Source organism: Streptomyces sp. NPDC002520 (genome assembly GCF_053595235.1).
On sequence record NZ_JBSFXG010000031.1, the window covers coordinates 1 to 25,405 of the forward strand.

The 25,405-nt window shown below is 72.4% G+C and carries 24 protein-coding genes; 10 read left to right on the plus strand and 14 right to left on the minus strand.

Features of this window, described 5'->3' with window-relative positions; all coding sequences use genetic code 11:
• Nucleotides 1–11: 11 nt before the first annotated feature.
• The 3 genes from ACWD5D_RS32680 (at nucleotide 12) to ACWD5D_RS32690 (ending at nucleotide 3,833) form a co-directional block, all read left to right on the plus strand.
• Nucleotides 12–2,258 carry an acetate--CoA ligase family protein gene (locus tag ACWD5D_RS32680; protein ID WP_451376403.1) on the plus strand — a complete coding sequence of 749 codons (2,247 nt, stop codon included), beginning with the start codon at nucleotides 12–14 and terminating at the stop codon, nucleotides 2,256–2,258.
• The gene (locus ACWD5D_RS32685; protein ID WP_451376404.1) at nucleotides 2,249–3,058 is read left to right on the plus strand and encodes an enoyl-CoA hydratase/isomerase family protein; all 810 of its coding nucleotides are present in this window, start codon (nucleotides 2,249–2,251) and stop codon (nucleotides 3,056–3,058) included. The genes ACWD5D_RS32680 and ACWD5D_RS32685 overlap by 10 nt, the downstream gene beginning before the upstream one ends.
• 166 nt (nucleotides 3,059–3,224) lie before the next feature.
• Nucleotides 3,225–3,833 (plus strand): flavin reductase family protein, encoded by a 609-nt coding sequence (locus ACWD5D_RS32690; RefSeq protein ID WP_451376405.1) that lies wholly within the window; start codon nucleotides 3,225–3,227, stop codon nucleotides 3,831–3,833.
• 60 nt (nucleotides 3,834–3,893) lie between these two features.
• Here ACWD5D_RS32690 and ACWD5D_RS32695 read toward each other — a convergent pair whose 3' ends face one another.
• The gene (locus ACWD5D_RS32695) at nucleotides 3,894–5,204 is read right to left on the minus strand and encodes an MFS transporter (RefSeq protein WP_451376406.1); all 1,311 of its coding nucleotides are present in this window, start codon (nucleotides 5,202–5,204) and stop codon (nucleotides 3,894–3,896) included.
• 71 nt (nucleotides 5,205–5,275) lie between these two features.
• Between ACWD5D_RS32695 and ACWD5D_RS32700 the strand changes: the two genes are divergently transcribed.
• Entirely contained in the window at nucleotides 5,276–6,277 is a 1,002-nt protein-coding gene (locus tag ACWD5D_RS32700) for a GlxA family transcriptional regulator (protein ID WP_451376407.1), read from the plus strand.
• Between the two features lie 45 nt (nucleotides 6,278–6,322).
• On the opposite strand, the gene ACWD5D_RS32705 is transcribed toward ACWD5D_RS32700, so the two are convergent.
• Complete coding sequence (locus ACWD5D_RS32705) at nucleotides 6,323–7,165, minus strand: alpha/beta fold hydrolase (protein ID WP_451376408.1); 843 nt, start codon at nucleotides 7,163–7,165, stop codon at nucleotides 6,323–6,325.
• Between the two features lie 112 nt (nucleotides 7,166–7,277).
• Between ACWD5D_RS32705 and ACWD5D_RS32710 the strand changes: the two genes are divergently transcribed.
• Nucleotides 7,278–7,703 (plus strand): MarR family winged helix-turn-helix transcriptional regulator, encoded by a 426-nt coding sequence (locus tag ACWD5D_RS32710; RefSeq protein WP_451376489.1) that lies wholly within the window; start codon nucleotides 7,278–7,280, stop codon nucleotides 7,701–7,703.
• Here ACWD5D_RS32710 and ACWD5D_RS32715 read toward each other — a convergent pair.
• The 4 genes from ACWD5D_RS32715 to ACWD5D_RS32730 form a co-directional block, all read right to left on the minus strand.
• Nucleotides 7,700–8,080 carry a hypothetical protein gene (locus ACWD5D_RS32715; RefSeq protein ID WP_451376409.1) on the minus strand — a complete coding sequence of 127 codons (381 nt, stop codon included), beginning with the start codon at nucleotides 8,078–8,080 and terminating at the stop codon, nucleotides 7,700–7,702. The two genes, ACWD5D_RS32710 and ACWD5D_RS32715, sit on opposite strands and share 4 nt — an antisense overlap.
• 76 nt (nucleotides 8,081–8,156) lie before the next feature.
• A complete protein-coding gene (locus ACWD5D_RS32720; RefSeq protein WP_451376410.1) occupies nucleotides 8,157–9,206 on the minus strand; it encodes a Zn-dependent alcohol dehydrogenase in 1,050 nt (349 codons plus the stop codon).
• Nucleotides 9,206–10,354, minus strand: coding sequence for an acyl-CoA dehydrogenase family protein (locus ACWD5D_RS32725; RefSeq protein WP_451376411.1), 1,149 nt, complete (start codon nucleotides 10,352–10,354; stop codon nucleotides 9,206–9,208). Before ACWD5D_RS32725 ends, ACWD5D_RS32720 begins: the two co-directional genes overlap by 1 nt.
• A 133-nt stretch (nucleotides 10,355–10,487) precedes the next feature.
• Nucleotides 10,488–11,399, minus strand: coding sequence for an SDR family NAD(P)-dependent oxidoreductase (locus ACWD5D_RS32730; RefSeq protein WP_451376412.1), 912 nt, complete (start codon nucleotides 11,397–11,399; stop codon nucleotides 10,488–10,490).
• 86 nt (nucleotides 11,400–11,485) lie between these two features.
• Here ACWD5D_RS32730 and ACWD5D_RS32735 point away from each other — a divergent pair, with 86 nt between their 5' ends.
• On the plus strand, nucleotides 11,486–12,421 hold the full coding sequence (locus ACWD5D_RS32735; RefSeq protein ID WP_451376413.1) for a cyclase family protein: 936 nt from the start codon (nucleotides 11,486–11,488) through the stop codon (nucleotides 12,419–12,421).
• Nucleotides 12,422–12,716: 295 nt separating this feature from the next.
• Here the strand turns inward: ACWD5D_RS32735 and ACWD5D_RS32740 are convergent, their stop codons facing one another.
• The 4 genes from ACWD5D_RS32740 to ACWD5D_RS32755 form a co-directional block, all read right to left on the minus strand.
• Nucleotides 12,717–13,301 carry an ATP-binding protein gene (locus ACWD5D_RS32740; protein WP_451376414.1) on the minus strand — a complete coding sequence of 195 codons (585 nt, stop codon included), beginning with the start codon at nucleotides 13,299–13,301 and terminating at the stop codon, nucleotides 12,717–12,719.
• Between the two features lie 553 nt (nucleotides 13,302–13,854).
• Nucleotides 13,855–14,751, minus strand: a complete 897-nt coding sequence (locus ACWD5D_RS32745) for an acyl-CoA dehydrogenase family protein (protein WP_451376415.1) — start codon at nucleotides 14,749–14,751, stop codon at nucleotides 13,855–13,857.
• Nucleotides 14,752–14,753: 2 nt separating this feature from the next.
• Nucleotides 14,754–15,887: an acyl-CoA dehydrogenase gene (locus tag ACWD5D_RS32750; RefSeq protein WP_451376416.1), complete on the minus strand. Its 1,134-nt coding sequence runs from the start codon at nucleotides 15,885–15,887 to the stop codon at nucleotides 14,754–14,756.
• Nucleotides 15,887–17,152 carry an amidohydrolase family protein gene (locus ACWD5D_RS32755; protein WP_451376417.1) on the minus strand — a complete coding sequence of 422 codons (1,266 nt, stop codon included), beginning with the start codon at nucleotides 17,150–17,152 and terminating at the stop codon, nucleotides 15,887–15,889. Before ACWD5D_RS32755 ends, ACWD5D_RS32750 begins: the two co-directional genes overlap by 1 nt.
• Before the next feature lie 86 nt (nucleotides 17,153–17,238).
• Between ACWD5D_RS32755 and ACWD5D_RS32760 the strand changes: the two genes are divergently transcribed.
• Entirely contained in the window at nucleotides 17,239–18,735 is a 1,497-nt protein-coding gene (locus tag ACWD5D_RS32760; RefSeq protein WP_451376418.1) for a class I adenylate-forming enzyme family protein, read from the plus strand.
• 174 nt (nucleotides 18,736–18,909) lie between these two features.
• Here ACWD5D_RS32760 and ACWD5D_RS32765 read toward each other — a convergent pair whose 3' ends face one another.
• Nucleotides 18,910–19,422, minus strand: a complete 513-nt coding sequence (locus ACWD5D_RS32765) for an EF-hand domain-containing protein (protein WP_451376419.1) — start codon at nucleotides 19,420–19,422, stop codon at nucleotides 18,910–18,912.
• 201 nt (nucleotides 19,423–19,623) lie between these two features.
• Nucleotides 19,624–20,004: an STAS domain-containing protein gene (locus ACWD5D_RS32770; RefSeq protein WP_451376420.1), complete on the minus strand. Its 381-nt coding sequence runs from the start codon at nucleotides 20,002–20,004 to the stop codon at nucleotides 19,624–19,626.
• A gap of 332 nt (nucleotides 20,005–20,336) precedes the next feature.
• Between ACWD5D_RS32770 and ACWD5D_RS32775 the strand changes: the two genes are divergently transcribed.
• A complete protein-coding gene (locus tag ACWD5D_RS32775; RefSeq protein WP_451376421.1) occupies nucleotides 20,337–20,909 on the plus strand; it encodes a sigma-70 family RNA polymerase sigma factor in 573 nt (190 codons plus the stop codon).
• Nucleotides 20,906–22,342 carry an MDMPI N domain containing protein gene (locus ACWD5D_RS32780; RefSeq protein WP_451376422.1) on the plus strand — a complete coding sequence of 479 codons (1,437 nt, stop codon included), beginning with the start codon at nucleotides 20,906–20,908 and terminating at the stop codon, nucleotides 22,340–22,342. The genes ACWD5D_RS32775 and ACWD5D_RS32780 overlap by 4 nt, the downstream gene beginning before the upstream one ends.
• An 86-nt stretch (nucleotides 22,343–22,428) precedes the next feature.
• Here the strand turns inward: ACWD5D_RS32780 and purU are convergent, their stop codons facing one another.
• Nucleotides 22,429–23,310, minus strand: coding sequence for a formyltetrahydrofolate deformylase (purU, locus tag ACWD5D_RS32785; protein WP_451376423.1), 882 nt, complete (start codon nucleotides 23,308–23,310; stop codon nucleotides 22,429–22,431).
• 46 nt (nucleotides 23,311–23,356) lie between these two features.
• Complete coding sequence (locus ACWD5D_RS32790) at nucleotides 23,357–23,857, minus strand: SCO4402 family protein (RefSeq protein ID WP_451376424.1); 501 nt, start codon at nucleotides 23,855–23,857, stop codon at nucleotides 23,357–23,359.
• A 117-nt stretch (nucleotides 23,858–23,974) separates the two neighbouring features.
• Between ACWD5D_RS32790 and ACWD5D_RS32795 the strand changes: the two genes are divergently transcribed.
• Nucleotides 23,975–25,303: an ABC transporter substrate-binding protein gene (locus ACWD5D_RS32795; protein WP_451376425.1), complete on the plus strand. Its 1,329-nt coding sequence runs from the start codon at nucleotides 23,975–23,977 to the stop codon at nucleotides 25,301–25,303.
• Nucleotides 25,304–25,405 lie beyond the last annotated feature (102 nt).

Here is a 25,405-nt window from a genome sequence, read left to right on the forward strand (position 1 = left end):
GGGGGTCAACTTTGTTTTCAAAACCCCACGCCACCAACCCCACCGACCCGGGGGGGGCGGGGTACATCGCGGCGGGCGCGCTGGGCCGCGCCCCGGCCGTGCACGGCCGGGCCGACTCCATGGAAGGCGGGGCCGGCGGGACCGACCTCGACGTCAGCGGGCGACCGCTGCACAGGGACGTACCCGATCTGGCGCGGTTCTTCCGGCCCGAGTCGGTCGCCGTCATCGGCGCCTCGGACACCGAAGGGCGGCCCAACACCGGGATCACCCGGCAACTGCTGGCCTGGGCCGAGCGGGTGGGGGCCCGGGTGCATCCGGTGCACCCGTCACGCGCGGAGGTGTTCGGCCTACCCTGCCGCCCCTCGGTCGCCGACCTGCCCGAACAGGTCGACCTGGCCGTGCTGCTGGTGGCCGATCCGCTGCCGGTGATCGAGGAACTGGCCGAGGCGAAGGTGAAGTTCGCCGTCGCCTTCGCCTCCGGGTTCGCCGAGACCGGCGAGGAGGGCGCGGCGGCGCAGGAGCGGCTGGCCGAGGCGGTACGGCGGTCGGGGCTGCGGCTGCTCGGGCCGAACACCAACCTGAACGCCTTCGAGCGGTTCCGGGACGACCTGGACGGGCCGGCCATCGCGCTGATCACCCAGTCCGGGCATCAGGGCCGGCCCGTCTTCGCCCTCCAGGAGCTGGGCATCCGGCTCTCCCACTGGGCGCCGACCGGCAACGAGGCCGACCTGGAGACCTCCGACTTCCTGTCCTGGTTCGCCGAGCAGCCCGAGGTCGGCGCCGTCGCCGCGTACGTGGAGGGCCTGAAGGACGGCCGGGCCTTTCTGCTGGCCGCCGACCGCGCGGCCCGCCGCGGAGTACCGGTGGTCGCGGTGAAGGTGGGCCGCACCGAGGCCGGGGCCCGTACGGCCGCCTCGCACACCGGCAAGCTGACCGGCGCCGACGACGTGGTGGACGCCGCCATGCGGCAGTACGGGGTGGTGCGCGTCGACGGTCTCGACGAACTCCAGGACACCGCCGCCCTGTTGGCGCGGGCGCGGGCTCCCCTGGCCGACGGGGTCGTCGTCTGCTCCATCTCCGGCGGGACCGGCGCGCACGTCGCCGACCTCGCCTGCGCGGCGGGGCTGCGGCTGCCGACGCTGTCCGGGGCGAAGCAGGCCGAGCTGCACCAGTGGATACCCGAGTACCTGAGCGTGGCCAACCCGGTGGACAACGGCGGGCATCCGGTGGGCGACTGGCGCGGCCGGAAGATCATCGACGCGATCCTCGCCGACCCGGAGGTCGGGGTGCTGATCTGCCCGGTCACCGGGCCCTTCCCGCCGCTCAGCGACCAGCTCGTGAAGGACCTGGTCGAGGCGGCCGAGGAGACGGACAAGCTGGTGTGCGTGGTGTGGGGGTCGCCGGTCGGCACCGAGCCGGCGTACCGCGAGGTGCTGCTCGGTTCCGCACGGGTGGCGACCTTCCGGACCGTCGGCAACTGCCTGACCGCCGTGCGCGCCTGGCTCGACCACCACCGCTTCGCCAGCGACTACCGCTCCCCCTTCGACGACGCCCCGCGCACCCCCTCCCCCTCGCTCCGCAAGGCCGAGGCCCTGATGCGGCCCGGACAGCAGCTCAGCGAGCACGCGGCCAAGCAACTGCTGCGCGCCTACGGCATCCGGGTGCCGCGTGAGCAGCTGGTGACCAGCGCGGCGGCGGCCGTGCGCGCGGCCGCGCAGGTGGGCTATCCGGTGGTGATGAAGGCGTCCGGCGCCCACATCGCCCACAAGACCGAACTCGGCCTGGTCAAGATCGGCCTGACCTCGGCCAGCCAGGTCCGGGACGCCTACCGCGAGCTGACCGACATCGCCCGCTACGAGGGCGTCGCGCTGGACGGCGTCCTCGTGTGCCAGATGGTCGAGGCGGGCGTGGAGATGGTCGTCGGGGTCACGCACGACGAGCTGTTCGGGCCCACGGTGACCGTGGGGCTCGGCGGGGTGCTGGTGGAGGTGCTGCGCGACGCCGCCGTGCGCGTGCCACCGTTCGGCGAGGACCAGGCCCGCGACATGCTCGCGGAGCTGCGCGGCCGGGCCCTGCTGGACGGGGTCCGGGGGCGGCCGCCCGCCGATGTGGACGCGCTGGTGGAGGTCGTGCTGCGGGTGGAGCGCATGGCACTCGAACTGGGCTCGCGGATCGCCGAGTTGGACATCAACCCGGTGATGGTGCTGCCTCGGGGGCAGGGCGCGGTCGCGCTGGACGCGCTGGTGATGTGCCGGTGAGCGGCAAGGTGATCGGCATCGGGCACGAGGTCCGCGAGCAGGTCTCGTACGTCACCCTGGACCGGCCCGAGTCCCTCAACGCCCTCACCCCCGCGATGCGGGACCGGCTGATCGGGCTGCTGGAGGAGGCATCGGCGGACCCGGACGTGCGGGCCGTCGTCCTCACCGGAACCGGGCGCGGCTTCTGCGCGGGCGCGGACCTGCGGGGCGGCGGGGGCGGAGGCGGCGGGGAGCGGGTCGCCGGTGACGTGGCCCGCGTGCTGCGCGTGGGCGCCCAGCGGCTCACCGGCGCCGTACTGGACTGCGAGAAGCCGGTGCTCGCGGCGGTGAACGGGACGGCGGCGGGGCTCGGCGCGCATCTCGCGCTCGCCTGCGATCTGGTGCTGGCGGCCGAGTCGGCCCGCTTCATCGAGGTGTTCGTGCGGCGCGGGCTCGTCCCGGACGGCGGCGGCGCCTACCTGCTGCCCCGGCTGGTCGGGCCGCAGCGGGCCAAGGAGCTGATGTTCTTCGGTGACGCGGTCCCGGCGGCGGAGGCGCAGCGGCTGGGGCTGGTCAACCGGGTCGTCCCGGACGGCGAGCTGGAGAAGACCGCCCGGGAGTGGGCCACCCGCCTGGCGACCGGCCCGACCCGCTCCCTCGCCCTGACCAAGCACCTGGTGAACACCTCCCTCGACAGCGACCGCACCACCGCCTTCGCCGCGGAGGCCGCCGCCCAGGAGATCAACATGACGAGCGAGGACGCGCGGGAAGGATTGCGAGCCTTCGTGGAACGCAGGAGCCCGGAGTTCCGGGGGCGGTGAGGCCGGTCAGCCGGCCCGTTTGAGGATCCGCAGGGACCCCGCGTCCGGGTCGCCGAGGAGGACGAACAGTTCGGGGTCGTCCGCGCTGCCGCAGGGTACGCGCACGTTTTCGGCCGTTGTCCGTCCTCTTCCCATCTGACGGTCCGTCAGCTTCAATGGAGGGGTGATGGGACACGCAGGGGCGGCAGCGGCCGCCGTCCGTTACCTCGGATCGGCTCCGGTACGGGGGCCCGTGGAGGCGCTGCCGCGCCCGGAGTTGCGCTGTGTCCGGGACGACGAGCGGGCGCCGGTGGATCAGGCGCTGTTCCGCAGCGTGCTCGGGACCTTCGCGTCCGGCGTGACGGTGATCACCGCGCCGGCCGCCGAGGGCGAGGACTCCCCGGCCGGCTTCGCCTGCCAGTCCTTCTCCTCCCTCTCCCTCGACCCGCCCCTGGTCTGCTTCCTGGTGGGCCGCACCTCGACGACCTGGCCGCGCATCGCCCGCGCGGGCGTCTTCTGCGTCAACGTGCTCAGCGCCGGGCAGGGCCCGCTGTGCCGGGCCTTCGCGGTGAGCGGCGCGGACAAGTTCACGGGCGTCGACCACGACGCGGCGCCCTTCTCCGGGGCCCCGCGACTGGCCGGTGCCGCCGCCTGGGTCGACTGCGCGGTCCACGCCGTGCACACCGGCGGCGACCACCTCATCGTCGTGGGCCGGGTGGCCGCCCTCGGTGCCTCGGAGGCGGCGGATCCGCTGGTCTTCCACCGGGGCCGGTTCACCCGGCTCGACGGCGCCTGACCGGACCCGGCGGGTCCGGCCGCGCGGTCAGGACCGGATGACGGCAGGACGGCCGCGCGGTCAGGACAGGGACAGGGCCGGTGCCGGGGCCGCCGGGCGGCGCCGGATCACCAGGGCCATCAGGGCGGCCGCCGCGCACAGGGTGCCGGAGGCGTACCAGACCATGTCGTACGAGCCGAAGACGTCGCGGGCGACACCGCCGAGGTAGGCGACGACGGCCGCGCCGACCTGGTGGGAGGCGAGCACCCAGCCGAAGACGATGGCGCTGTCCTCGCCGTACTGCTCGCGGCACAGGGCGAGGGTGGGCGGGACGGTGGCGACCCAGTCGAGGCCGTAGAAGACGATGAAGAAGATCATCGGCGGGTGGATCGACGGGCCCAGCAGCATCGGCAGGAACAGGAGCGAGATGCCGCGCAGGGCGTAGTAGACGGCGAGCAGGCGGCGCGGTTCGAAGCGGTCGGTGAACCAGCCGGAGGCGATCGTGCCGACGACGTCGAACACGCCGATGACCGCGAGCAGCGAGGCCGCCGTCGTGACGGGCATGCCGTGGTCGTGCTCGGCGGGCACGAAGTGGGTCTGGACCAGGCCGTTGGTGGAGGCGCCGCAGATCGCGAAGGTGCCGGCGAGCAGCCAGAAGGGGCCCGTCCGGACGGCGGAGCCGAGGACCGTGAGGGCGCGGCGGGCGGCGCCGGTGACCGGTGCCGGCTTCGGCACGAACTCCGTCGCCCCGTACGGCGCGAGACCCACGTCGGCGGGGTGGTCGCGCAGCAGCAGCCAGACGAACGGCACGACGGCGAGGGCCGCGAGGGAGACCGTGACGGCGGCCGGACGCCAGTCGTACGTCTCGACCATCCAGGACAGCAGCGGCAGGAAGATCAGCTGGCCGGAGGCGGAGCCCGCGGTCAGGATGCCGCTGACCAGGCCGCGTCGCTCGGTGAACCAGCGGTTGGTGACCGTCGCGGCGAAGGCCAGCGCCATGGAGCCCGAGCCCAGGCCCACCAGCAGGCCCCAGCACAGCATCAGCTGCCAGGCCGTCGTCATCCACACCGTCAGGCCCGAGCCGAGCGCGATCACGGTCAGCGCGACGGCTACCACGCGGCGGATGCCGAAACGGTCCATCAGGGCGGCCGCGAAGGGTGCGGTGAGCCCGTAGAGCGCGAGGTTGACGGAGACGGCCGCGCCGATCGTGCCCCGCGACCAGCCGAACTCCTGGTGCAGCGGGTCGATGAACAGGCCGGGCAGCGAGCGGAAGGCCGCCGCGCCGATGATCGTGACGAAGGTGACGGCGGCGACGAACCAGGCACGGTGCACGCGGCGACGCGGGGCGGGCGGGGCGTGGGCCGGGGCTGCGGCTTCGGTTGTCTGAGTCACGTCGACAAGAGTGCGTGGTGCGTTCCTCCGCATCGAGTGGCCCGAAGGACAGTGTTGGCTAGGATCGGGCCATGACTGTCGGCGAGGAGTTCCGCCCGCACCGCGTCGTCGTCCTGGCACTGGACGGCCTGATCCCCTTCGAGCTGGGCATACCGCACCGGATCTTCGGCGGTGCCAGGGATGCCGAGGGCCGACCGCTGTACGAGGTGGTGACGTGCTCGGTTCGCCCGCCCGGCCCGGTCGCGACGGACGCCGACTTCTGCCTGCACGTCCCGAACGGCCCGGAGGCCCTGGCCACGGCCGACACGGTGATCGTCCCGTCGTCGTACGAACTCGGCCCGGTCTACGAGGAGGGCAGGCTCACCGACGAGCTGGCCGCCGCCCTGGCCCTCGTCCGCCCCGGCACCCGCCTCGCCTCCATCTGCATCGGCGTGTACGTCCTCGCCGCCGCCGGCCTCGTCGACGGACGCCCGGCGACCACGCACTGGTGGCACGCCGGGCATCTCCAGCGGATGTTCCCGAAGGTCGAGGTGGACGCGGACGTGCTGTTCATCGACGACGGCGACGTTCTGACCTCGGCCGGGGTCGCCGCCGGGATCGACCTGTGCCTCCATATGGTGCGCCGCGACCACGGCGCGGCCGTCGCCAACGAGGTGGCCCGCCGCACGGTCGTACCGCCCCACCGCGACGGCGGCCAGGCCCAGTACATCCACCGTCCGGTCCCCGACCCGCAGTTGGCCACGACCACCGCGGCCCGCGCCTGGGCGCTCGGCCGGCTGCACGAGCCGATCCAGCTGCGGGACATGGCCGAGCAGGAGGCCATGTCGGTACGCACCTTCACCCGCCGCTTCCGTGAGGAGGTCGGCATCAGCCCCGGCCAGTGGCTCGCCCAGCAGCGCGTCGAACGCGCCCGCCACCTCCTGGAGTCCACCGACCTCTCGGTCGACCGGATCGCCCGCGACGCGGGCTTCGGCACCCCCCAGTCGATGCGCCAGCACCTGCAGCAGGCCCTCGGGGTGACCCCGACGGCGTACCGGCGGACGTTCAGGACGGGGGTGGGCGGGGCGGTCTAGGGACGGCCTCGCGGCACAACCGGGAGCGGCACCGGCCGAGGCCCCTCACGGGCGGGCTGACGGCTCCCGGTCCACGCTGCGGACGAAGTCGGTGACGACGCGGGTGTACTCCTCGGGGCGGTCGAGGTTGGGGAAGTGCGCGGCGCCGTCGATCACGGTCGTCCGGCCTCGCGGTGCCGCGCGCGCGACGGACACGGCCATGGCCCGGAGTTCGGGTGCGTCCAGTGCGCCGTCGAGGGCGAGCACGGGGACGGCGATCCGGCCGGCGCGGGCGGCGAGGTTCTCGACCGGGACGAGGTGACTGGGCTCGTCGAGCGTGTGCTTGCCGATGGTGCGCAGGCGCATCGCGCGCAGGCGGGCGTAGACCTCCGGGCGGACGGCGTCCCGCGGGCGCTCCGGGCCGTGCACCCAGACGTCGCTCGCGTCCTGCCAGGCCTCGATGTCCCCGGCGGCCAGCGCCTGGAACTGCGTCGCCTGGGCCTGCCGGGACCAGGGCTCGGTGAACTCGGACTCGTCCGTGCCGCCGCCCGAGACGACCAGCGCCCGGACCAGATCGGGGTGTTCCAGCGCGGTCCCGACGGCGATCATCGCGCCCATGGAGATGCCCACGAGGACGGCTGGGCCCGTGCCCAGGTGGTGGAGCAGCTCGGCGAGGTCGTCGGCCTGACGGAAGGGGCGACTCGCGTTGGCGGACCGCCCGTGGCCGCGGGCGTCCGGCGCGATGACGCGGAACTCCCGCGCGAGGACCGGGATCTGCTCGTCCCACATGGTGTGGTCGACGAAGCCGGCGTGCAGCAGTACGACGGGGGCGCCCGTGCCACCGGTGTCACGGTAGGCGAGGTCGCCGTCGGAGGACGCGAAGAAGCGGAGGCTGAAAGCTTCACTCATGACAACCAGGTTGTCATGCATGGACGGTCATGACAACTCAGTTGTCATTTATCATCGACGTGTGAGCGATGGAGACAACCCGCTGCCCCCCGACGAAGCAGGCCCACGACTGATGGAGGTCTTCGCCCTGGTCGGACCGCTCTACCGGCGGGTCCAGCGGAAGATCGAACAGGACGCCGCACGACAGGGCCTGTCCGTGGGCGTCCGCGCGGTGCTCGATCTGCTGCGCGAACACGGCCCGATGACCGTCCCCCAGATGGGCCGGGCCCAGTCGATCAGCCGCCAGTTCGTCCAGCGCATGGTCAACGACGCCGCGTCCGGCGGCCTGGTCGAGGCCGTACCGAACCCCGCACACGCCCGCTCGTCCCTGATCCGGCTCACCGACACCGGCCGCACGGCGATCGAGACCACCGTCGCCCGCGAGCACGCACTGCTCCGCGAGGCGGCGGCCGATCTCACCCCGGCCGACGTCGACGCCTGCGTCCGCGTCCTCGGCCGGATGCTCACCCTCTTCGACGACGTCGACGTCAACTGCTAGAGCGGGTCCGGCGGATCCTGCGGTCGTACCGCGTCGAACAGGGGCCAGCCGTCCACTTCCACCGTTCCCGCCGCGGGGAACAGTCCACGGACCAGGGCCTCGTCCAGCAACGCCCTTACGTTGCCGGGCTCATGGAGATTCAGGCACTCCCGGTCCGGCATGCGCACCACCGCGCCCTCGTCGAAGTAGCCGTCGGCGATGACCCGGTCGGACGCCGGCCGGAAAACCAGACTCAGGCAGGCCCGGCTTCCGGGACGCCACAGCGTCACCGAACTCGTGCACCCGGGATACCCCCGCACACGATCGTGCCGGTGCCCGAAACACCAGCCGTACGCGATGCCGCCCACCACCATGCGACGGACCCTGCGCCTCCCCATGGCCGCACTCTAGAGCCGTCACAGCGAGGCCGACCACCGTCGTCGGAGCCAACCGTCGTCCAACGGCCCCCGGCTCTCAGAACGTGAGCACCGCCCTCGCCACCCGCCCCGCCTCCGCGTCGGACCTCGCCTTCGCGAAGTCCTCGACCGGGTAGGTCGCCGAGACCAGTTCGTCGAGGAGCAGGCGCCCCTGGCGGTACAGGCCGGCGTAGCGGGGGATGTCGTGCTGGGGGCGGGAGGAACCGTAGCGGCAGCCGAGGATCGCCTTGTCGAGGAACATCGAGGAGACGACGAAGGAGGCCTCGGCGTCCGCCCTCGGCATTCCGAGCAGGACGGCCTGGCCGTGCCGGTCGAGCAGGTCGATCGCCTCACGGACCAGCTCCACCCGGCCGACGCACTCGAAGACGTGGTCGGCGCCCGTGGGCAGCAGGTCCCGCACCCCCTGCGTCGAGGTCAGGAAGTCGGTCGCGCCGAACCGCCGGGCCGCCTCCTCCTTCGCCGGGTTGGCGTCCACGGCCACGATCCGCAGGGCGCCCGCGAGCCGCGCGCCCTGGAGGACGTTCAGGCCGATCCCGCCGGTGCCGATGACGACCACGCTGTCACCCCGGTCCACCCGGGCCCGGTTGAGGACGGCGCCGACGCCGGTCAGCACCCCGCAGCCGATCAGCGCGGCCGACGACAGCGGGACGTCCTTCGGGATCCGCACCGCCTGCACGGCCTTGACGACCGTGCGCTCCGCGAAGGCGGAGTTGCTCGCGAACTGGTGGATCGCCCGGTCTCCCCGGGTGAAGGGCCTGCCGGGGCGGCCGATGGCCCGCCGGCACATCGTCGGCCGGCCCCGGTCGCAGTCCGCGCACGTCCCGCAGTTGGCGAGCGTGGACAGTGCCACATGGTCACCGGCCGCGACATGCGTGACCCCGGCACCGACCGCCTCCACCACCCCGGCCCCCTCGTGCCCCAGCACCACGGGCACCGGGAAGGGGATCGTCCCGTCCACCACGGACAGGTCGCTGTGGCACAGCCCGGCCGCCGAGACCGCCACCAGCACCTCGCCGGGCCCGGGATCCCGTATCGCCAGGTCGTCCACGACCTCGACCCGCTTGCCGTCGAACACCACACCGCGCATCACACGGCCCCCTTCGGCTCTCTCGGCAGACCGAGCACCCGCTCGGCGATGATCGTGCGCTGCACCTGGTCCGAGCCGCCGTAGATGGTGTCGGCCCGGGAGAAGAGGAACATCCGCTGGTCCGCGTCGAGTTCGTACGGCGCCGACGGCGACCAGTCACCGGGCCCGACGGAGGCCTCCGCGCCCCGCACCTGAACGGCCAGCTCCCCCAGCCTCTGGTGCCAGTTCGCCCACAGCAGCTTGGCCGCGCTGGGCGCACCCGGGTCGCCGGAGCCGCCGAGGGTGCGCAGCGCGTTCCACCGCATGACCCTCAGTTCGGCCCACTGCCGCACCAGCCGGTCCCGTACGACAGGGTCGTGGACCGCGCCCGTCCGTACGGCCGTCCGTACGACCCCCGCCAACTCCTCGGCGAACCCGATCTGTTGCGCGAGCGTCGACACGCCCCTCTCGAAGCCGAGCAGGCTCATCGCCACCCGCCACCCCTGCCCCTCTCCCCCGACGACGTGCTCCACGCGTGCGCGTGCCCCGTCGAAGAAGACCTCGTTGAAGTCGCTCGTGCCGGTCAACTGCCGGATGGGGCGTACGTCGATGTGTCCGGGCTGGTCCATGGGCACGAGCAGGAAGCTCAGCCCGTGGTGCCGCCGCGACCCCTCCTCGGTACGGGCGAGCACGAAGCACCAGTCGGCCTCGTGGGCCAGAGAGGTCCAGATCTTCTGCCCGGTGATCCGGTAGAACTCACCCTCCCGCACCGCCGCCGTACGCACCCCGGCCAGATCCGACCCGGCGCCCGGTTCGCTGTACCCCTGGCACCACAGTTCCTCACCGGCCGCGACGGGCGGCAGGAAGCGCCGCTTCTGCTCGTCCGTGCCGTGGGCGATGAGGGTGGGGGCAAGAAGCTTCTCCCCGATGTGCCCGGACCGCGCCGGCGCCCCCGACCGCGCGTACTCCTCGGCCCAGGCGACCTGCTGAGTGAGCGTGGCGGTGCGGTTGCCGTACCCGGCCTCGGGCCAGCCGAGCCCGATCCAGCCGGCCTTGCCGAGGATCCGCTCCCATGTGCGCTTGTCCGTAGCCCGGTTGACGTTGGTCTCCAACCAGGTACGAACCTCGTCCCGAAAGGCATCGTCCTCAGCGGTGAACTCGAAATCCACGGCTCTCCCTCGAACGCCGACGTGTCCAACCAGCCCAGGGGCACGGGGCTGTGCCGATGTGCGGCTTCCGCCGCGTGGGCGCGAGAAACCACAACCAACCCGCGCCCGAAAGCCCACAACGCCCACCGAGCTCCTACGCGTTGGGCCGTGCCCCCTCCCGCGCCGCACCCTCCATCGCCGACAGGTGGGCCAGCATCGGCATCGGATCCACACCGACCGACCCCGGCAGGAACTCCGCGATCGTCTCCGGCGTCCACCCGCCGGAGGCATACGCGGCCCGCAGCTCCCGCGGCTGGGCCCACACCGCGATCTTCGGGCCGGCGATCGTGTAGACCTGCCCGGTGATGTGCTCCTCGCGGGCCCGTTCGGAGAGCAGGTAGACCACCAGGGCCGCCACGTCCTCGGGCTCCCCGATCTCCGTCAGCTCCATCGGCACGTTCGCCGACATCCGCGTACGGGCCACGGGGGCCACCGCGTTCGCGCTCACCCCGTACTTGTGCAGCCCGAGCGCCGCGCTGCGGACGAGCGAGATGATCCCGCCCTTGGCCGCGCTGTAGTTGGCCTGCGACACGGATCCCTGGTGGTTGCCGCTGGTGAAGCCGATCAGCGTGCCCGTGCGCTGCTTGCGCATCACCGCCGACGCGGCCCGGAAGACGGTGAACGTGCCCTTGAGGTGGGTGGCGACGACCGGGTCCCACTCCTCCTCGGCCATGTTGAACAGCATGCGTTCGCGCAGGATCCCTGCGACGCACACCACTCCGTCGAGGCGCCCGTACGACGACAGGGCGACGTCGACGACCCGCTGTCCGCCGCTCATCGTGGAGATGTCGTCGGCCACCGCGACCGCCTCGCCGCCCGCCGCCTCGATCTCCTTGACGACGGCGTCGGCGATCTCGCTGGTGGGCGAGGTGCCGTCGGTGGACACCCCGTAGTCGTTGACGACGACCTTCGCGCCCGCGGCGGCCGCCCCGAGGGCGACCGCGCGCCCGATGCCCCGGCCGGCGCCGGTCACGGCGACGACCTTGCCTGCCAAGAAGTTCCCCACGTCCGGCCCCTTCCCGCGGTTTCTGACGGACCGTTAGATTTTATGGCGCGTCGGACGCGCGGACACAACCCCCGGGGAGGCACCGGATGTCACTACCGACCCTTCACCCCTCGTTCCACGAGATCGCCGAGCGCGTGAACAACTGGGGGCGATGGGGGGCCGACGACGAGATCGGCACCCTGAACCTGATCACGGACGAGGTCGTCCGCGAGGCCGCGGCCTGCGTCCGCACGGGCCGGCGGGTCCCGCTCGCCCTCCCTCTCCAGCAGGACGGCGTGCAGACCGGGATGATCCCGGGCCGGGTCAACCCGCTGCACACGATGGTGCAGATCAACCAGGAGCTGTTCGGTCCGGGCACGGTGGCGTGCAGCGACGACGCGGTGACCATGGGACTCCAGGCCGGCACCCACTGGGACGCGCTGACCCATGTCTCGCACTCCGGGAAGCTCTACAACGGCCGCCCGGCGCACACGGTCACCGCGCACGGCGGTGCCGAGTTCGGCGGGATCGACAAGGCGCGGCACGTCGTCTCGCGCGGGGTGCTGCTGGACGTGGCCCGCGCGCGGGGCGTGGACCGGCTGGCGGGCGGGCAGGCGGTCACGCCGGAGGACCTGGAGGCGGCCGAGGAGTTCGGCGGGGTACGGGTGCGGGCAGGGGACGTGGTCCTGGTGCGGACCGGGCAGGTGCAGGTCTATCTGGCCGGGGACAAGCACGGGTACGGCTATCCGTCGCCGGGGCTGTCGGTGCGCTGCCCGGAGTGGTTCCACGCGCGCGACGTGGCCGCGGTCGCGAACGACACGCTCACTTTTGAGATCTTTCCGCCCGAGATCGACAATCTCTGGTTGCCGGTGCACGCCCTGGACCTGGTGGAGATGGGGATGCTCCAGGGACAGAACTGGAATCTCGAAGAGTTGTCCACAGCCTGTGGAGAAGAAGGGCGGTACGCGTTCCTGCTGTCGGCGATGCCGGAGCCGTTCGTCGGCGCGACGGGCACACCGGTGGCACCGATCGCCGTCCTGTGAAGCCCGATCGCCGCGTCGTACAGAGCGGTTGACCAACTCCGGTTGGCGGCGCACCTCCCCGTGCGTCCGCATGGCGCCGCCAACCGGTGCGACCCACACTCGACGAGGACCGCCGTCACCCGCGCCCTCGCCGTCCCCTCGCGGCGAATCGTCGTCCACCAGCGTGTGGAAACGGTCACGCGGCGTCAACGCCGGTACGGCGATTCCTCACGAATGCCCTCTTCGCCGGAGCCGCGCACGGATGCACCCCCGGCGCACCGCCGGACGCACACCCGGCGCACCGCTGCCCCGGGGCCTACACCGCCTCGAACGCGAGACCCTCGTACGCGACCGGACCGCCCCCGTACGCCACCGCCGCGCCCTCCCGGGGCTGCGAACAGCGGTCCAGTTCGCACCAGATGCTCTTGCCGGCGCCCTCGGGACTCCAGCCCCAGCGGTCGGCGAGACAGTCGACGAGGGCCAGACCCCGGCCGCCCGTGGCCTCACCGCCGACGCAGCGGGGCACGGGTGCCCGGGAGCTGCTGTCGGCGACCTCCAGCCGCACGGTGACCGAGACACCGGCGGCCGCGGGGGCCGGGGACGCCTCGGCACCCGAAGAGGCCGAAGACCCCGGAGCGGCCAGGGGTGTTCCGCCCGGAGCCGCCAGGGGTGTTCCGCCGCCCGAGGGAGCCGGATCGGCCGCCCCGCCGGGCAGGGAGAGCCGCAGCACGGCCGGGCGTCCGGTGTGCACCACCGCGTTGGTCACCAGCTCGGAGACGAGCAGGATCAGGGTCTCGGCGAGCGGCTCGTCGGCCGCTATGCCCAGACCGGCGAGCCGGGAGCGCGCCCACCTCCTGGCTCGCCCGACCTCCGCGGGATCGGGCCGGATCTCCAGTTGCACTTGAAGCACCTGCACCGCTCACACCATCCGAACCGGCGGACACATGACCCCACGCCATCTGAACGCCGCGACGCGATCCACGGCGAGCAGCACGACGAGGGCCACGATCGTAGCCATTTTCTGCATGGCCAGGACAACGGCCAGAGCAAGGGTCACGGACTGTGATTCCCTTACGAGACAGCATGGTTGACGTACAGTCACCCCAACAAGCGCTTCGGGCATATTCCAGCGCGAAGGAGTACGCGTGCGGCATACTGTGCGACGCGCGTGCCAGGGAGTCGAACAGGCGGGGCCGAACGCTCCTCCCGCCCCGCGAGCAGCGGCGCGCAGCGCGTGGTCCGGGGTCGCCCCAGGGGCACCACCGGAACGGCTCGTGCTCACAGCCACTCGCATCCCACACAAGGTACCGGAGCGGGCCGCCGACTCCGGGCCGTGACGAGTCCCGCGACGGACACAACCCGATATCGACGCTCCGTGATTCCCGGATGCCACGATCCGCGACATCCTGGGCCATGGCTTCGGCGGCGCCGCAGCGCAGGGCGCCGGGCGGCGGTCAGGCCACCAGGTCGGCGGCGAGCGCTTCCTCACTCTGCGTGCCTCCGCCGCCGCGCCGGGCCCGTACCCAGGCCCGCTTCAGATGCAGATGGACGTCCGCTTCCCAGGTGAAGCCCATGCCGCCGTGGACCTGAAGGCAGTCGCGGGCGCCGCGGACGGCGGCCTCGTCGGCGAGCAGACGGGCGGCGGCGACGTCGGCCGGGTCGGCGGTGACAGCGGCCGCGTAGAGCGCCGCGCGGGCGGTCTCGGTACGCACCAGCATGTCGGCGCACAGGTGTTTGATGGCCTGGAAGGCCCCGATGGGCTGCCCGAACTGCTCACGGGTCCGGGCGTGTTGCACGGCCAGCTCGCCCACCCGGGTGGCCGTGCCGAGCTGCTCGGCGGCGGTGAGCAGCTCGGCCACCGGGTCGGGCTCGGGCGCTGCGGCGCCGGGCACCTCGTGCAGGGGCGTCAGCGGGTCGACCGACCGGAGCGGCACCGCCCCGGAGGCGTCCCCGCGTACGGTGTCCGCCGCGTCCAGCCACTCCACCAGGGTGCCGTCGACGGCGGCCACGACCGTCTCCCCGGAGGCGGCGCCGGGCACGGCCCCGGCCGCGAGGTGCGTCGCCACCAGCGGGCCCGGCACCAGCGCCCGCCCCGCCTCCTCGAACACCAGCACCGCCTCCGCCGTCCCGAGCCCGACACCCCCGTCGGCCTCGGGCAGCCGCAGGGCGAAGAACCCGGCGTCCCCGAGCGCCTTCCACAGCGTCCGGTCCAGGCCCGGCGAGACCCCGGCGTCCGCGCTCACCTGCGCGTCGGCCGCCGTGCGCAGGGCCTCGCCGGTCCAGTGCCGGGCGAGCAGCTCGCGTACGGCGGACCTCAACGCCCGCTGGTCCCGTGTCAGTCGGAATCGCACGGTCACCGTCCCTTCGGCAGGCCGAGGATGCGCTCGGCGACGATGTCGCGCTGGATCTGGGAGGTGCCGGCGGCGATGGTGTACGAGAGGGAGGAGAGCCGGTCCAGGACCCAGGACCTGTCGAGGTCGAGGGAGCCGGGGCCGAGAACGTCGGCGGCGGTGTCGAACAGCTCCTGGCGGGCGTGGGAGTAGCGCAGTTTGAAGACGGAGCCGCCGACGCCGGGCACCGGGCCGCTCGCCTCCGCCTCGCTGACGTTCCACTGGGTCAGCCGCCACAGCGCCCGGAACTCGGCGTTGAGCCTGCCGAGCCGGCGCCGCAGCACCGGGTCGTCCCAGCGGCCGTTCTCCTGGGCCGTACGGGCGAGTTCGCCGAGCGTGCGGCGGCAGGCGACGACCTCGCCGACGAAGGCGGTGCCGCGCTCGAAGGAGAGCGTCACCATGGTCACGCGCCATCCGTCGTTCTCGGCGCCGACCCGGTTGGCCACCGGTACCCGCACCTCGTCCAGGAACACCTCGGCGAACTCCGCCGACCCGGCGAGCGTGCGCAGCGGCCGTACGGTGATGCCCTCGGTGTCCATGGGCACGGCCAGCCAGGTGATGCCCTTGTGCCGGGGCGCCTCGGGGTCGGTACGGACCAGCAGCTCGCACCAGTCGGCGACCTCGGCGTGCGAGGTCCAGATCTTGGACCCGGTGACCACGTAGTCGTCGCCGTCCCTGTGCGCGCGGGTGCGCAGCGCGGCGAGGTCGGAGCCGGCGCCGGGTTCGCTGAAGCCCTGGCACCACACCTCGTCGCCGCGCAGGATCGGCGGCAGCCAGCGCTCGCGCTGCTCGGGGGTGCCCTCGGCGGCGATGGTCGGCCCGGCGTGCAGCAGCCCGACGAAGTTCGCGCCGACGTAGGGTGCGCCCGCCTTCTCCGTCTCCTCCAGGAAGATCAGCCGCAGGGTCGGCGAGGCGTCCCAGTGGACGTCGGCGTACCCGGCGTCGTGGAGCATCCGCTGCCAGCCGAGGTCGTAGGCGCGGCGACCGGGCCAGTCAAGGTGCGACGGTTCGGCCGGCAGGGTGGGCAGCACCTTGCCGAGCCACTCCCGCAGCCGGGCCCGGAACTCCTCCTCCTCCGGGGTGCAGGAAAGGTCCATCAGGGGGTCTTCCCGGTCTGCCGGTCGAGGTCCAGGTCCAGGTCCAGGTCCAGGTCCAGGTCCAGGTCCAGGTCCAGGTCCAGGTCCAGGCCGAGCATGCGGATGGCGTTGCCCCGCATCAGCTTGTACACGGTCTCGTCGTCGAGTCCCTTCACATGGTCGAGGGCGACCTCCTTGGTGTGCGGGAAGGTCGAGTCGACGTGCGGGTAGTCGGTCTCGAAGGTGGCGTTGTCGCGGCCGACGACGTCCAGGGACGCGATCCCGTGCTTGTCGCGGAAGAAGCAGCAGAAGATCTGCCGGTAGTAGTACGTCGACGGCGGCTCGGGGATCAGGTCGCGCACCCCGCCCCAGGCGCGGTGCTCCTCCCACACGTCGTCGGCGCGTTCCAGGGCGTACGGGATCCAGCCCATCTGCCCCTCGGAGTAGGCGAGTCTGAGGGTCGGGAAGCGCACCAGGACCCCGCTGAAGAGGTAGTCCATCATCGAGGCCATCGCGTTGTTGAAGCTGAGCGAGGCCTGGACGGCGGGCGGGGCGTCCGGGGAGGCGGCGGGCATCTGGGAACTGCTGCCGATGTGCATGTTGACGACCGTGCCGGTCTCCTGGCACGCGCCGAAGAACGGGTCCCAGTACCCGGAGTGGATGGACGGCAGTCCGAGGTGGGTGGGGATCTCGGAGAAGGTCACGGCCCGCACCCCGCGCGCGGCGTTGCGCCGGACCTCCGCGACCGCCAGTTCGACGTCCCACAGCGGGATCAGGCACAGCGGGATCAGCCGGCCCCCGCTACCGCCGCACCACTCCTCCACCATCCAGTCGTTGTAGGCGCGCACGCAGGCGAGGGCGACCTCCTTGTCGTGCGCCTCGGCGAAGGTCTGGCCGCAGAAGCGCGGGAAGGTCGGGAAGCAGAGGCTGGCCTCGACGTGGTTGAGGTCCATGTCCTTCAGGCGCTCGACGGGGTCCCAGCACCCGGGGCGCATCTGCTCCCGGGTGATGCCCTCCAGGGTCATCTCGTCGCGGTCGAAGCCGACGGCGGCGATGTTGCGCTTGTACGGGAACTTCAGGTCCTCGTAGATCCACCAGTCCGTGGGCTGGCCGGCCGGGTCCATGGTGATCTGGTACTTCCCGCCGACGTAGGCCAGCTCGCCGATCCCGGCGGTCAGCGGCTTGGGCCCCTGGTCCCGGTACCTGGCCGGGAGCCAGGTCTCGAAGAGGTGGGCGGGTTCGATCACGTGGTCGTCGACGCTGATGATGCGGGGCAGTTCGGTCATGGTTCCCCTCCGCCGGACAGTACTTATCTGATGACTCGTCAGATAGCATGGCAGCTGACGAGTCGTCAGCCAAGGAGGGGGCACCCGTGAACGAGACCCCGCACTCCCTGAGTTCCGCACGCACCCTGTGGGAGCTGGTGGACCGCCGGGCCCGCCTCACCCCCGACCGGCCGGTCCTGCTCCAGGAGGACCGGGTCCTCACCTTCGGCGCCCTGCGCGAGCGCGCCGAGCGGGTGGCGGCCGGCCTGTACGGCATGGGGGTCCGGCCCGGCACGGTGGTGGCCTGGCAGCTGCCCACCCGCATCGAGACGGCCCTGCTGTCCTTCGCGCTGGCCCGCCTGGGCGCCGTACAGTCCCCGGTCATCCCCTTCTACCGGGACCGGGAGGTCGGCTTCGCGCTGCGCGAGTCACGGGCCGAGTTCTTCGCCGTACCGGGCCCCTGGCGCGGTCACGACCACACGGAGATGGCCCGCCGCCTCGGCGCGAAGGGCGTCTTCGAGGCGTACGACGACCTGCCCGAGGGCGATCCGGCCGTGCTGCCCGCGCCGCCCGCCGAGGGCACCTCGGTCCGCTGGATCTACTGGACCTCGGGGACGACCTCCGAACCCAAGGGCGTCCTGCACACCGACCGCTCCCTGATCGCCGGCGGCTCCTGCCTCGCCCACGCGCTCCGCCTGACATCGGACGACGTGGGCTCGATGGCGTTCCCCTACGCGCACATAGCCGGGCCCGACTACACGGTGATGCTGCTCCTGTACGGCTTCCCGGCGGTGATGTTCGAGCAGTTCGCGCTGCCGCAGGCGCTGGCGGAGTACCGGCGGCACGGGGTGACCGTGGCCGGCGGGTCGACGGCGTTCTACTCGATGTTCCTCGCCGAGCAGCGCAAACAGCCCGGCGAGAAGGTGATCCCCTCCCTGCGGCTGCTCGCGGGCGGCGGCGCCCCCAAGCCGCCGGAGGTCTACCACTGCGTGGTCCGCGAGATGGGCGTCCAGCTCACGCACGGCTACGGCATGACCGAGGTGCCGATGATCACGATGGGGGATCCGCGGGACACCCCCGAGAACCTCGCGACGACCGAGGGCCGCCCGCCGGAGGGGATGGAGATCCGGATCGTCGACGGCGAGGTGCGGCTGCGCGGCGAGGCCGTCTGCCGGGGCTACCTGGACCCCGACCGGACGGCCGACGCCTTCGACGCCGACGGCTTCCTGCGCACCGGCGACGTCGGCCACGTCACCGGCACCGGCCACCTGGTCCTCACCGGCCGCCTGAAGGACATCATCATCCGCAAGGGCGAGAACATCTCGGCCAAGGAGATCGAGGACCTGCTCGCCGCGCATCCGGCGGTGGGGGACGCGGCGGTGATCGGCCTGCCGGACGCGGAGCGCGGGGAACTGGTCTGCGCGGTGATCGAACAGCGGCCGGGCACGGACGAGTTGACGCTGCCGGAGGTCGTCTCGTACCTGCGGGCGCAAGGCCTGTCCGTCCACAAACTGCCGGAGCGGCTCCAGGTGATCGACGCCCTGCCCCGCAACGACACCCTGCGGAAGGTGCTCAAGTACAAGCTGCGGGAGCTCTTTTCATGAGCGGGTCCCCGGACGGCGCGCCGCACCGATCCGGTGGACCGGCACGGCGTTCCCCGAGTCGGGCGGCCAGGTCATCCCCGACGGGCCGAGCGTGCCGCGGATCGACCGCTCCGCCGGCCTGGGCACCTGTGTGGAGCCCCGACCCGGCACCTCTGACGCGCCGCCGGGCGCGGCCTACTCCGGCACCGTGAAGTAGCGCGCGAACGCCGGGATGATCTCCGCCTCGCCGACCATTCCGTCGCCGTCCGTGTCGAGGGCGGCGGCGGTGGCCTCGGCGATCTCCACCGGGGCATGGAAGACCCGCAGGACCCGCACGGTGTCGGCGAGGGTCGCGCGGCCGTCCGCGTCCGGGTCCGCCACGGCGAGGGCCGCGTGCAGGAAGGGGCGGGCGATCTCGGCGAAGCGCTCGGGGTTGTCGCGCAGCCGCTTGACCGCGCCGGTGACGAACTCCTCACGGGTGATGCGCTGGTCGCCGTCACGGTCCGCGATGCCCGCCATGCCCTGCCAGAACGCCTCCGCTCCGGCGTACAGCGCCTGCCCCTTGTCGGAGCGGGCCGGGACGGCGAACTCGGCGAGCAGCGCCTTGGCCGCCGAACTGAAGTCCTCGCGGTCGATGTAGCCGTTGCCGTCCTGGTCGAAGGTGCCGAACCGGGCGGCGATCCTGCGCTCGTACTCGGTGCTGACCATGTCTGTTCGGGCCGCCTTACGTTGACGTGGGGGTCTGTCTGCCTGGGAGCGTACGTCGCGGGCCACCGGGAAGTGGCGGAAAAGAGTCTGTTGTGCCAGGACCGGGGGAATTCTGCGACAACCTTGTGGCGGAGGCCGGAAAAGTATGGTCCACAGACAGCGACGGGGGCGACGACCGGAAGGCGGCTACAGGGAAGGACGTCACGCGGAGAGGGGGCCGGCCTCGTCGGTCGTGGCGGATTCCACATCGGCGTGGACGTCGAAGAGGCGGCGCACGCCGAGCGCGCCGAGCACCCGGTTGACGTGCGAGCCGTCGTCGGCGCCCCGGTCCGGCAGGATGAGCCGCAGCCGGCCCTGGCAGGAGCGGATCAACCGGCGGGCGGCGATCAGGACACCGACCCCGCTGGAGTCGCAAAAGAAGACGTCGGACAGGTCGAGGACCAGGCTGTGATGGCCGTCGGCGACCGCGTCGTGCACCCGCTGGCGCAGCGCCGGCGAGGTCATCAGGTCCAGTTCCCCGGACACCTGAAGGACGGCCCACTCGCCCTGTTCCGCGCCTCTCACTGTGAATGCCACGACCATGCCCCTCCGCTCGCCGGATCTCACGGAACCGCCCGGAAACGGAAGCAGTTCCTACGTTTCTTTCCCTTTCCGCGCGGCTGCCCAGCGGCCGTTCCCTGAAACCCGGAACAGGAAACCGCAGGAGATCAACAAGGGGCTTGTTTCGGTCAGTACCGATCCGACTCGATCCGATATGAACAGCCCATGCGTGAAGGTTATGTGAAGAGGGCACTATCACCTGCGGGCCTTCACGGGGCGCACATTGACACAAAGGGGCGTGCGCGGTCAGGCGTGCCGACTACATTCGAGGGGACGGTGACGACACCCTGGATACGAGTGAGGGGAGGAACCGCATGGCGAAGAACGACGCACCGCCCCGCTGGGACCGCAAGATGCAGCAGCGGCTCGCGCGCGGCGAGGCGGCCGCCCTCGGCGAGCTGTACGACCGGTTCGCCTCCCTCGTGCACAGCCTCGCCCACCGCGTCCTCGGCGACGAGAAGGCCGCCGACGCGGTCACCCGCGAGGTCTTCACCCACATCTGGGAACACCCCGAGGGGTACGACCCCAAGCAGGGCCCGCTGCGCTCCTGGGTGGCCACCGTGACCCACGGGCTCGCCGTGCAGCGGCTGCGCGACAGCGAGACCGCCGCGCTCACCCGGGGCGAGAGCGGCTCCCCGGAGGAGCTGGAGAGCAAGGTGCGCCGCGCCTCCGTCGCCGCCCGCGCCGACTACATCGTCCACTCGATGCCCTCACCGCTGCGCGCCGCCCTGGAACTCGCCTACTTCCAGCGCCGTGACTACCGCCAGACCGCCGTCGACCTCGGCGTCACGGAGGACGAGGCGCGCCGTCGCCTCCGACTCGGCCTGCAACTGCTCTCCACCGCCCACGACGCGGCCACCCCGCCGGGATACGGGGGTGCGGTGTGAGCGGCACCGGAGAATTCGGCGCCCGCGGCGGGGAGTCCGGGCGCGACGGCGACGAGGAGTACGGCGAGCACGAGGGGTACGGCGCACGGCAGAGGCCGTTCGAAGCCGGCTCCGCACCTGACGAACGCCTTCCCGGGCAGCGGTCCGGCGGGCCGGGCAGCCCGGGGGACGGGGAGCGGGAGAACGACGGCGCCGGGCCCGACCGGCCCGCGCGCATCCCGACGCCCCGCGCCTCCGTCGAGGACAGCGGACGCGCGCTGCCCGATCCGACCGACCTGGGGGATGTCGCACCCGTGCCGCTCGACCTGTCACACGACGTCCTGAAGTCGCTCCTCGGGGCCTGGGCCCTGGCCGCCTGCTCGGCGGCGGAGACGGCAGCCGTCGAGGACCACCTCGGCAGCTGCGGTACCTGCGCGGACGAGGCGCGCCGGCTGCGCGAGGCGGTGGGGCTGCTGCACCAGCCCGAGAGCCTCGACCTCGACCCCGTACTGCGCACCCGGGTCCTGGAGAGCTGCCTGGACCGCCGGCCGCCGCGCATCCCGGTGCCCGGCTGGGCGGTGCCGTACGACGCCGAGACCGCGCGGCTGGACGCGCTGCTCCAGGACTTCGGGGACTCCGAGTGGCACGCGCCCGTGCGGCTGCGCTGGTTCGAGGACGACACGGCGACGAGCCGTCGTACGACGGTCGCCGGGGCGATCGCGCACCTGATGTCGGTGGACGGGCTGGTCGCGATGGCGCTGGGCCTGGAGGACCCGCTGGCGGAGATCATCAAGGCCGGCGGCACGGCCGGGCGGGGCGTGACCGGGCCGGTCGCGCGGACCGAGGCGTTCTGGCGGACCTCGCGCTTCCCGCCGACGCGCTCGGTGCGGGCGCCCTGGCGGGAGCAGAGCCACCGTCTCGTGCAGACGGCGTCCTTCACGGGCGGCGGCGCGGGCGGGCTCGCGGTGTCGTACGGCGACTTCGAACTGCCCCTGCACGACGCGATGCTGGACCGTGCCTTCGAGTGCTGGGCGCACGCCGAGGACATCGCGGAGGCGGTGGACTACCCGTACCAGCCGCCCGCGCCGCGGCACTTGCACGAGATGATCGACCTCGCGGCCCGCATGCTGCCGAGCGTGCTCGCCGAACGCCGCCGCAAGGGCCTGTCCTCGCCCGCCCGGGGCCCGCATCTCGTGCCGGCGGGCACGCCGGGCCGCAGCCTGCGGCTGGAGATCGAGGGCGCGGCCGGCGGGGAGTGGCTGATCCCCCTGGACTCCCCCGGCGCGGTGGGCTCCGCCGAGTTCGAGGTGGCCCACATCGCCCTGGACGGTCTGGAGTTCTGCCGCCTGGCCGCGGGCCACGTGCTTCCGGAGGAGGCCGCGGCGGGCCAGGTCGGCGACCGCGAGGCCATCAGGGACGTGCTGTTCGCCACCGCGTCGCTGAGCCGGATGTAGGGTCCCCGCGTCCCTTCGGGGGCGCGGGAAACCGCGCGATCAGCCGCCGGCGGCCCGCAGTCGCCCGGCGACCGAACGGCCCGCTCCTAGGCGAACACCACCGTCCGTCGCCCGTTGAGCAGAATCCTCCGCTCGGCATGCCACTTCACCGCGCGCGCGAGCGCCTGGCACTCCACGTCGCGGCCGATCGCGACCAGGCCCTCCGGGGTGGCGTCGTGGCCGACCCGCTCGACCTCCTGCTCGATGATCGGCCCCTCGTCGAGATCGGCGGTGACGTAGTGCGCGGTGGCACCGATCAGCTTGACGCCGCGCGCGTGCGCCTGGTGGTACGGCTTCGCGCCCTTGAAGCTCGGCAGGAACGAGTGGTGGATGTTGATGATCCGGCCGCTGAGCTGCTTGCACAGGTCGTCGGAGAGCACCTGCATGTAGCGGGCCAGCACCACCAGTTCGACACCGTCCTGGCGGACGATCTCCAGCAGCCGCGCCTCGGCCTCCGACTTGTTGTCCTTCGTCACCGGGATGTGGTGGAAGGGGACGTTGTAGGAGCCCACCAGCTCCTCGAAGTCGGTGTGGTTGGAGACCACCGCCGCAATCTCCACCGGCAGCGCGCCGATCCGCGCCCGGAACAGCAGGTCGTTCAGGCAGTGCCCGAACTTGCTGACCATCAGCACGATCCGCATCTTCTGGTCGGCCTGGTTGATCTGCCAGTCCATGTGGAAGGTGTCACCGATCGCCGCGAAGCTCGCCCGCAGCTTCTCCACCGTCACCGGCGCCTCCGCCGAGAAGTGGACGCGCATGAAGAACAGACCCGTGTCGTGGTCGCCGAACTGCTGACTGTCCTCGATGTTGCAGCCGGTCATGAACAGGTAGCTCGACACGGCGTGCACGATGCCCTTTTTGTCCGGGCAGGAGAGGGTGAGGACGTACTGGTCGGCGGAGGCCGCGGCTCGCGTGGGCTGCTCGTTCATGCACCCCAGAATCTCACGTCGGACCGGCCCGCCCCGCCGACGTCCGCTACGCGGACCGGGTCATGATCTGCAGTACCTCGAGGCTCCGCGGCGGCGCGTCGGGGTCGTCCTCGTCGCTCGTGGCGAGCCGCAGGTGCGCGTCCCGGGCCGCCCGCACCGCCTCCGGCCACCCCTCGTGCTCGAGGTAGGTGGCGACGGGCGCGTCCGGTCCGACCTGGTGCATGATCCGCAGCACCCGCAGCACGGCGGTGTCGACGAGCGCCGCCTCCTGCGAGTCCCGGAAGATCGTGCCGACGTACTTCTCGGCCGACCAGTTGTCCAGCCAGGTGTCCTCCACCAGCCGGTACACGGCGTCGGTGACGTCACCGTAGCCGTCCACGCCGGCCAGCCAGACGTCCCGCTGGAACCCCGGGTCGGAAAGCATGTGCAGCGCGGAGCGCACATTGCTGCGCCAGCGCCACCACGGCATGTCGTTCAGTGGCATGACGCCCATGGTGGAGGAGCGACGGCCGCGACGGGAAGAGTTCTCCGAACCTTGCACGGTCATCGATCGTACGTTCCCCGTCACACTGGTCGCACGGGCCCCCGCAATTCACCCTGGCGTCACCTTTTGTTGACCGTGGGTCACTCCCGGGTTAGCGGTGTGAGGGAATCGTGCGTGTCCATGACCGGCAGGCGCCCCACCCTCAGCACCATCCTCCCCCTTTTCTCCCGGCCGGCCAGAGCGAGCGCCCTGTCCGCGAGCGCTGTGGCCGCGTGCGTGTCGCTCACCGCCGGCTGCGGGGTCATCCCTGGTGCCACGGGGGGCTCCGGGGACGGCACCGTCAAGGTCATGACCTGGGCGCCGGAGAACACGGACGCCACCAACAAGCCCGGCATGCCCGCGATGGCCCGCGCCTACGCCAAGTGGATCAACGCGCAGGGCGGCGTCAACGGCCGCAAGCTCGAGGTCCTGACCTGCAACGACCACAACGACAGCGTCGGTGCCGCGCGGTGCGCGCGGCGCGCGGCGGCCGAGAACGTGGTCGCGGTCGTCGGCTCGTACAGCCAGTACAGCGACTCCTACCTCGCCCCGCTGGAGAGCGCCGGCATCCCCTACATAGGCGGCTACGGCGTCACCAACGCGGAGTTCACCGGGCCGATGTCGTACCCGGTCAACGGGGGCCAGCCCACCCTCCTCGCGGGCCTGGGCAAGGCCCTGGCGGGCGCCTGCGGCCCGGTCGCCCTGATCCGCCCCGACAGCATCGCGGGCGACCAGCTGCCCGCGCTGCTGGACTCCGGCCTCACGTCGGGCGGGCATCCGGACGCGGGCGACCAGATCGCCGCGGAGGACGCCACCGAGTACGGCGGCCAGGCCGACAGGGCGCTGCGGTACGCGACCGGGGACTACGCCCGCAAGGGGTGCGTGGTGCCCGCGCTCGGGGACCGCACCGACACCTTCATGGACTCCTTCCGGCGCGCCCGCGACGAGTTCCCGAAGGTGCGGCTCGCGACCGTGCTGGGCAGCGTCGACCAGACGGTGATCAACACGACGGGCGGGGCGTCGGGTCCGTACGAGGGGGCGTACATCACCGGCTGGTACCCGCCGGCGTCCGACGCGCGCTGGGCCCCCATGAAGAAGGTGATCAACCAGGTGGCCTTCGGCGACAACCGCATCGACCCCGCGGACGCCGGGGTGCAGACCACCTGGATCGCCTACACCGTGCTGAGGGCCGCGCTGGACAGGATCGGCGACGGCGAGGTGAGCGCCGACAGTGTGCGGCGCACCCTCGACCACGGGCTGGAGGTCTCCACCGGTGGCCTCACCCCGACCCTGCACTGGCCCAACGAGACCACCCTCGCCGCGGTCGGCTTCCCGCGCCTCGTCAACGCCGACGTCACCCTCCAGGTCGTCCACGACGGCCGGCTGGTCGCCGCCCAGCAGAACGGGGGCGGCGGGAGCGACGGCTTCACCGACGTCACCAAGACCCTGGAGAACGCGGACATCGGCTGACCGAGGCCCTGCCGACGGTGTCGGACGTTCACGTGTCGGGCCCTCATACGTCGGGCCCTCATGCGTCGGGCGCTCGCTGTCGTCGCGCCGACGTCCGGCCCC

Bases quoted from the DNA above. Each gene is read 5' to 3' on its own strand.
- ACWD5D_RS32690 (WP_451376405.1), top strand. From the start codon at position 3,225: ATGGGACACGCAGGGGCGGCAGCGGCCGCCGTCCGTTACCTCGGATCG.
- ACWD5D_RS32700 (WP_451376407.1), top strand. From the start codon at position 5,276: ATGACTGTCGGCGAGGAGTTCCGCCCGCACCGCGTCGTCGTCCTGGCA.
- ACWD5D_RS32705 (WP_451376408.1), bottom strand. From the start codon at position 7,165: ATGAGTGAAGCTTTCAGCCTCCGCTTCTTCGCGTCCTCCGACGGCGAC.
- ACWD5D_RS32710 (WP_451376489.1), top strand. From the start codon at position 7,278: ATGGAGGTCTTCGCCCTGGTCGGACCGCTCTACCGGCGGGTCCAGCGG.
- ACWD5D_RS32715 (WP_451376409.1), bottom strand. From the start codon at position 8,080: ATGGGGAGGCGCAGGGTCCGTCGCATGGTGGTGGGCGGCATCGCGTAC.
- ACWD5D_RS32720 (WP_451376410.1), bottom strand. From the start codon at position 9,206: ATGCGCGGTGTGGTGTTCGACGGCAAGCGGGTCGAGGTCGTGGACGAC.
- ACWD5D_RS32735 (WP_451376413.1), top strand. From the start codon at position 11,486: ATGTCACTACCGACCCTTCACCCCTCGTTCCACGAGATCGCCGAGCGC.
- ACWD5D_RS32750 (WP_451376416.1), bottom strand. From the start codon at position 15,887: ATGGACCTTTCCTGCACCCCGGAGGAGGAGGAGTTCCGGGCCCGGCTG.
- ACWD5D_RS32755 (WP_451376417.1), bottom strand. From the start codon at position 17,152: ATGACCGAACTGCCCCGCATCATCAGCGTCGACGACCACGTGATCGAA.
- ACWD5D_RS32765 (WP_451376419.1), bottom strand. From the start codon at position 19,422: ATGGTCAGCACCGAGTACGAGCGCAGGATCGCCGCCCGGTTCGGCACC.
- ACWD5D_RS32770 (WP_451376420.1), bottom strand. From the start codon at position 20,004: ATGGTCGTGGCATTCACAGTGAGAGGCGCGGAACAGGGCGAGTGGGCC.
- ACWD5D_RS32775 (WP_451376421.1), top strand. From the start codon at position 20,337: ATGGCGAAGAACGACGCACCGCCCCGCTGGGACCGCAAGATGCAGCAG.
- purU (WP_451376423.1), bottom strand. From the start codon at position 23,310: ATGAACGAGCAGCCCACGCGAGCCGCGGCCTCCGCCGACCAGTACGTC.
- ACWD5D_RS32790 (WP_451376424.1), bottom strand. From the start codon at position 23,857: ATGACCGTGCAAGGTTCGGAGAACTCTTCCCGTCGCGGCCGTCGCTCC.
- ACWD5D_RS32795 (WP_451376425.1), top strand. From the start codon at position 23,975: ATGACCGGCAGGCGCCCCACCCTCAGCACCATCCTCCCCCTTTTCTCC.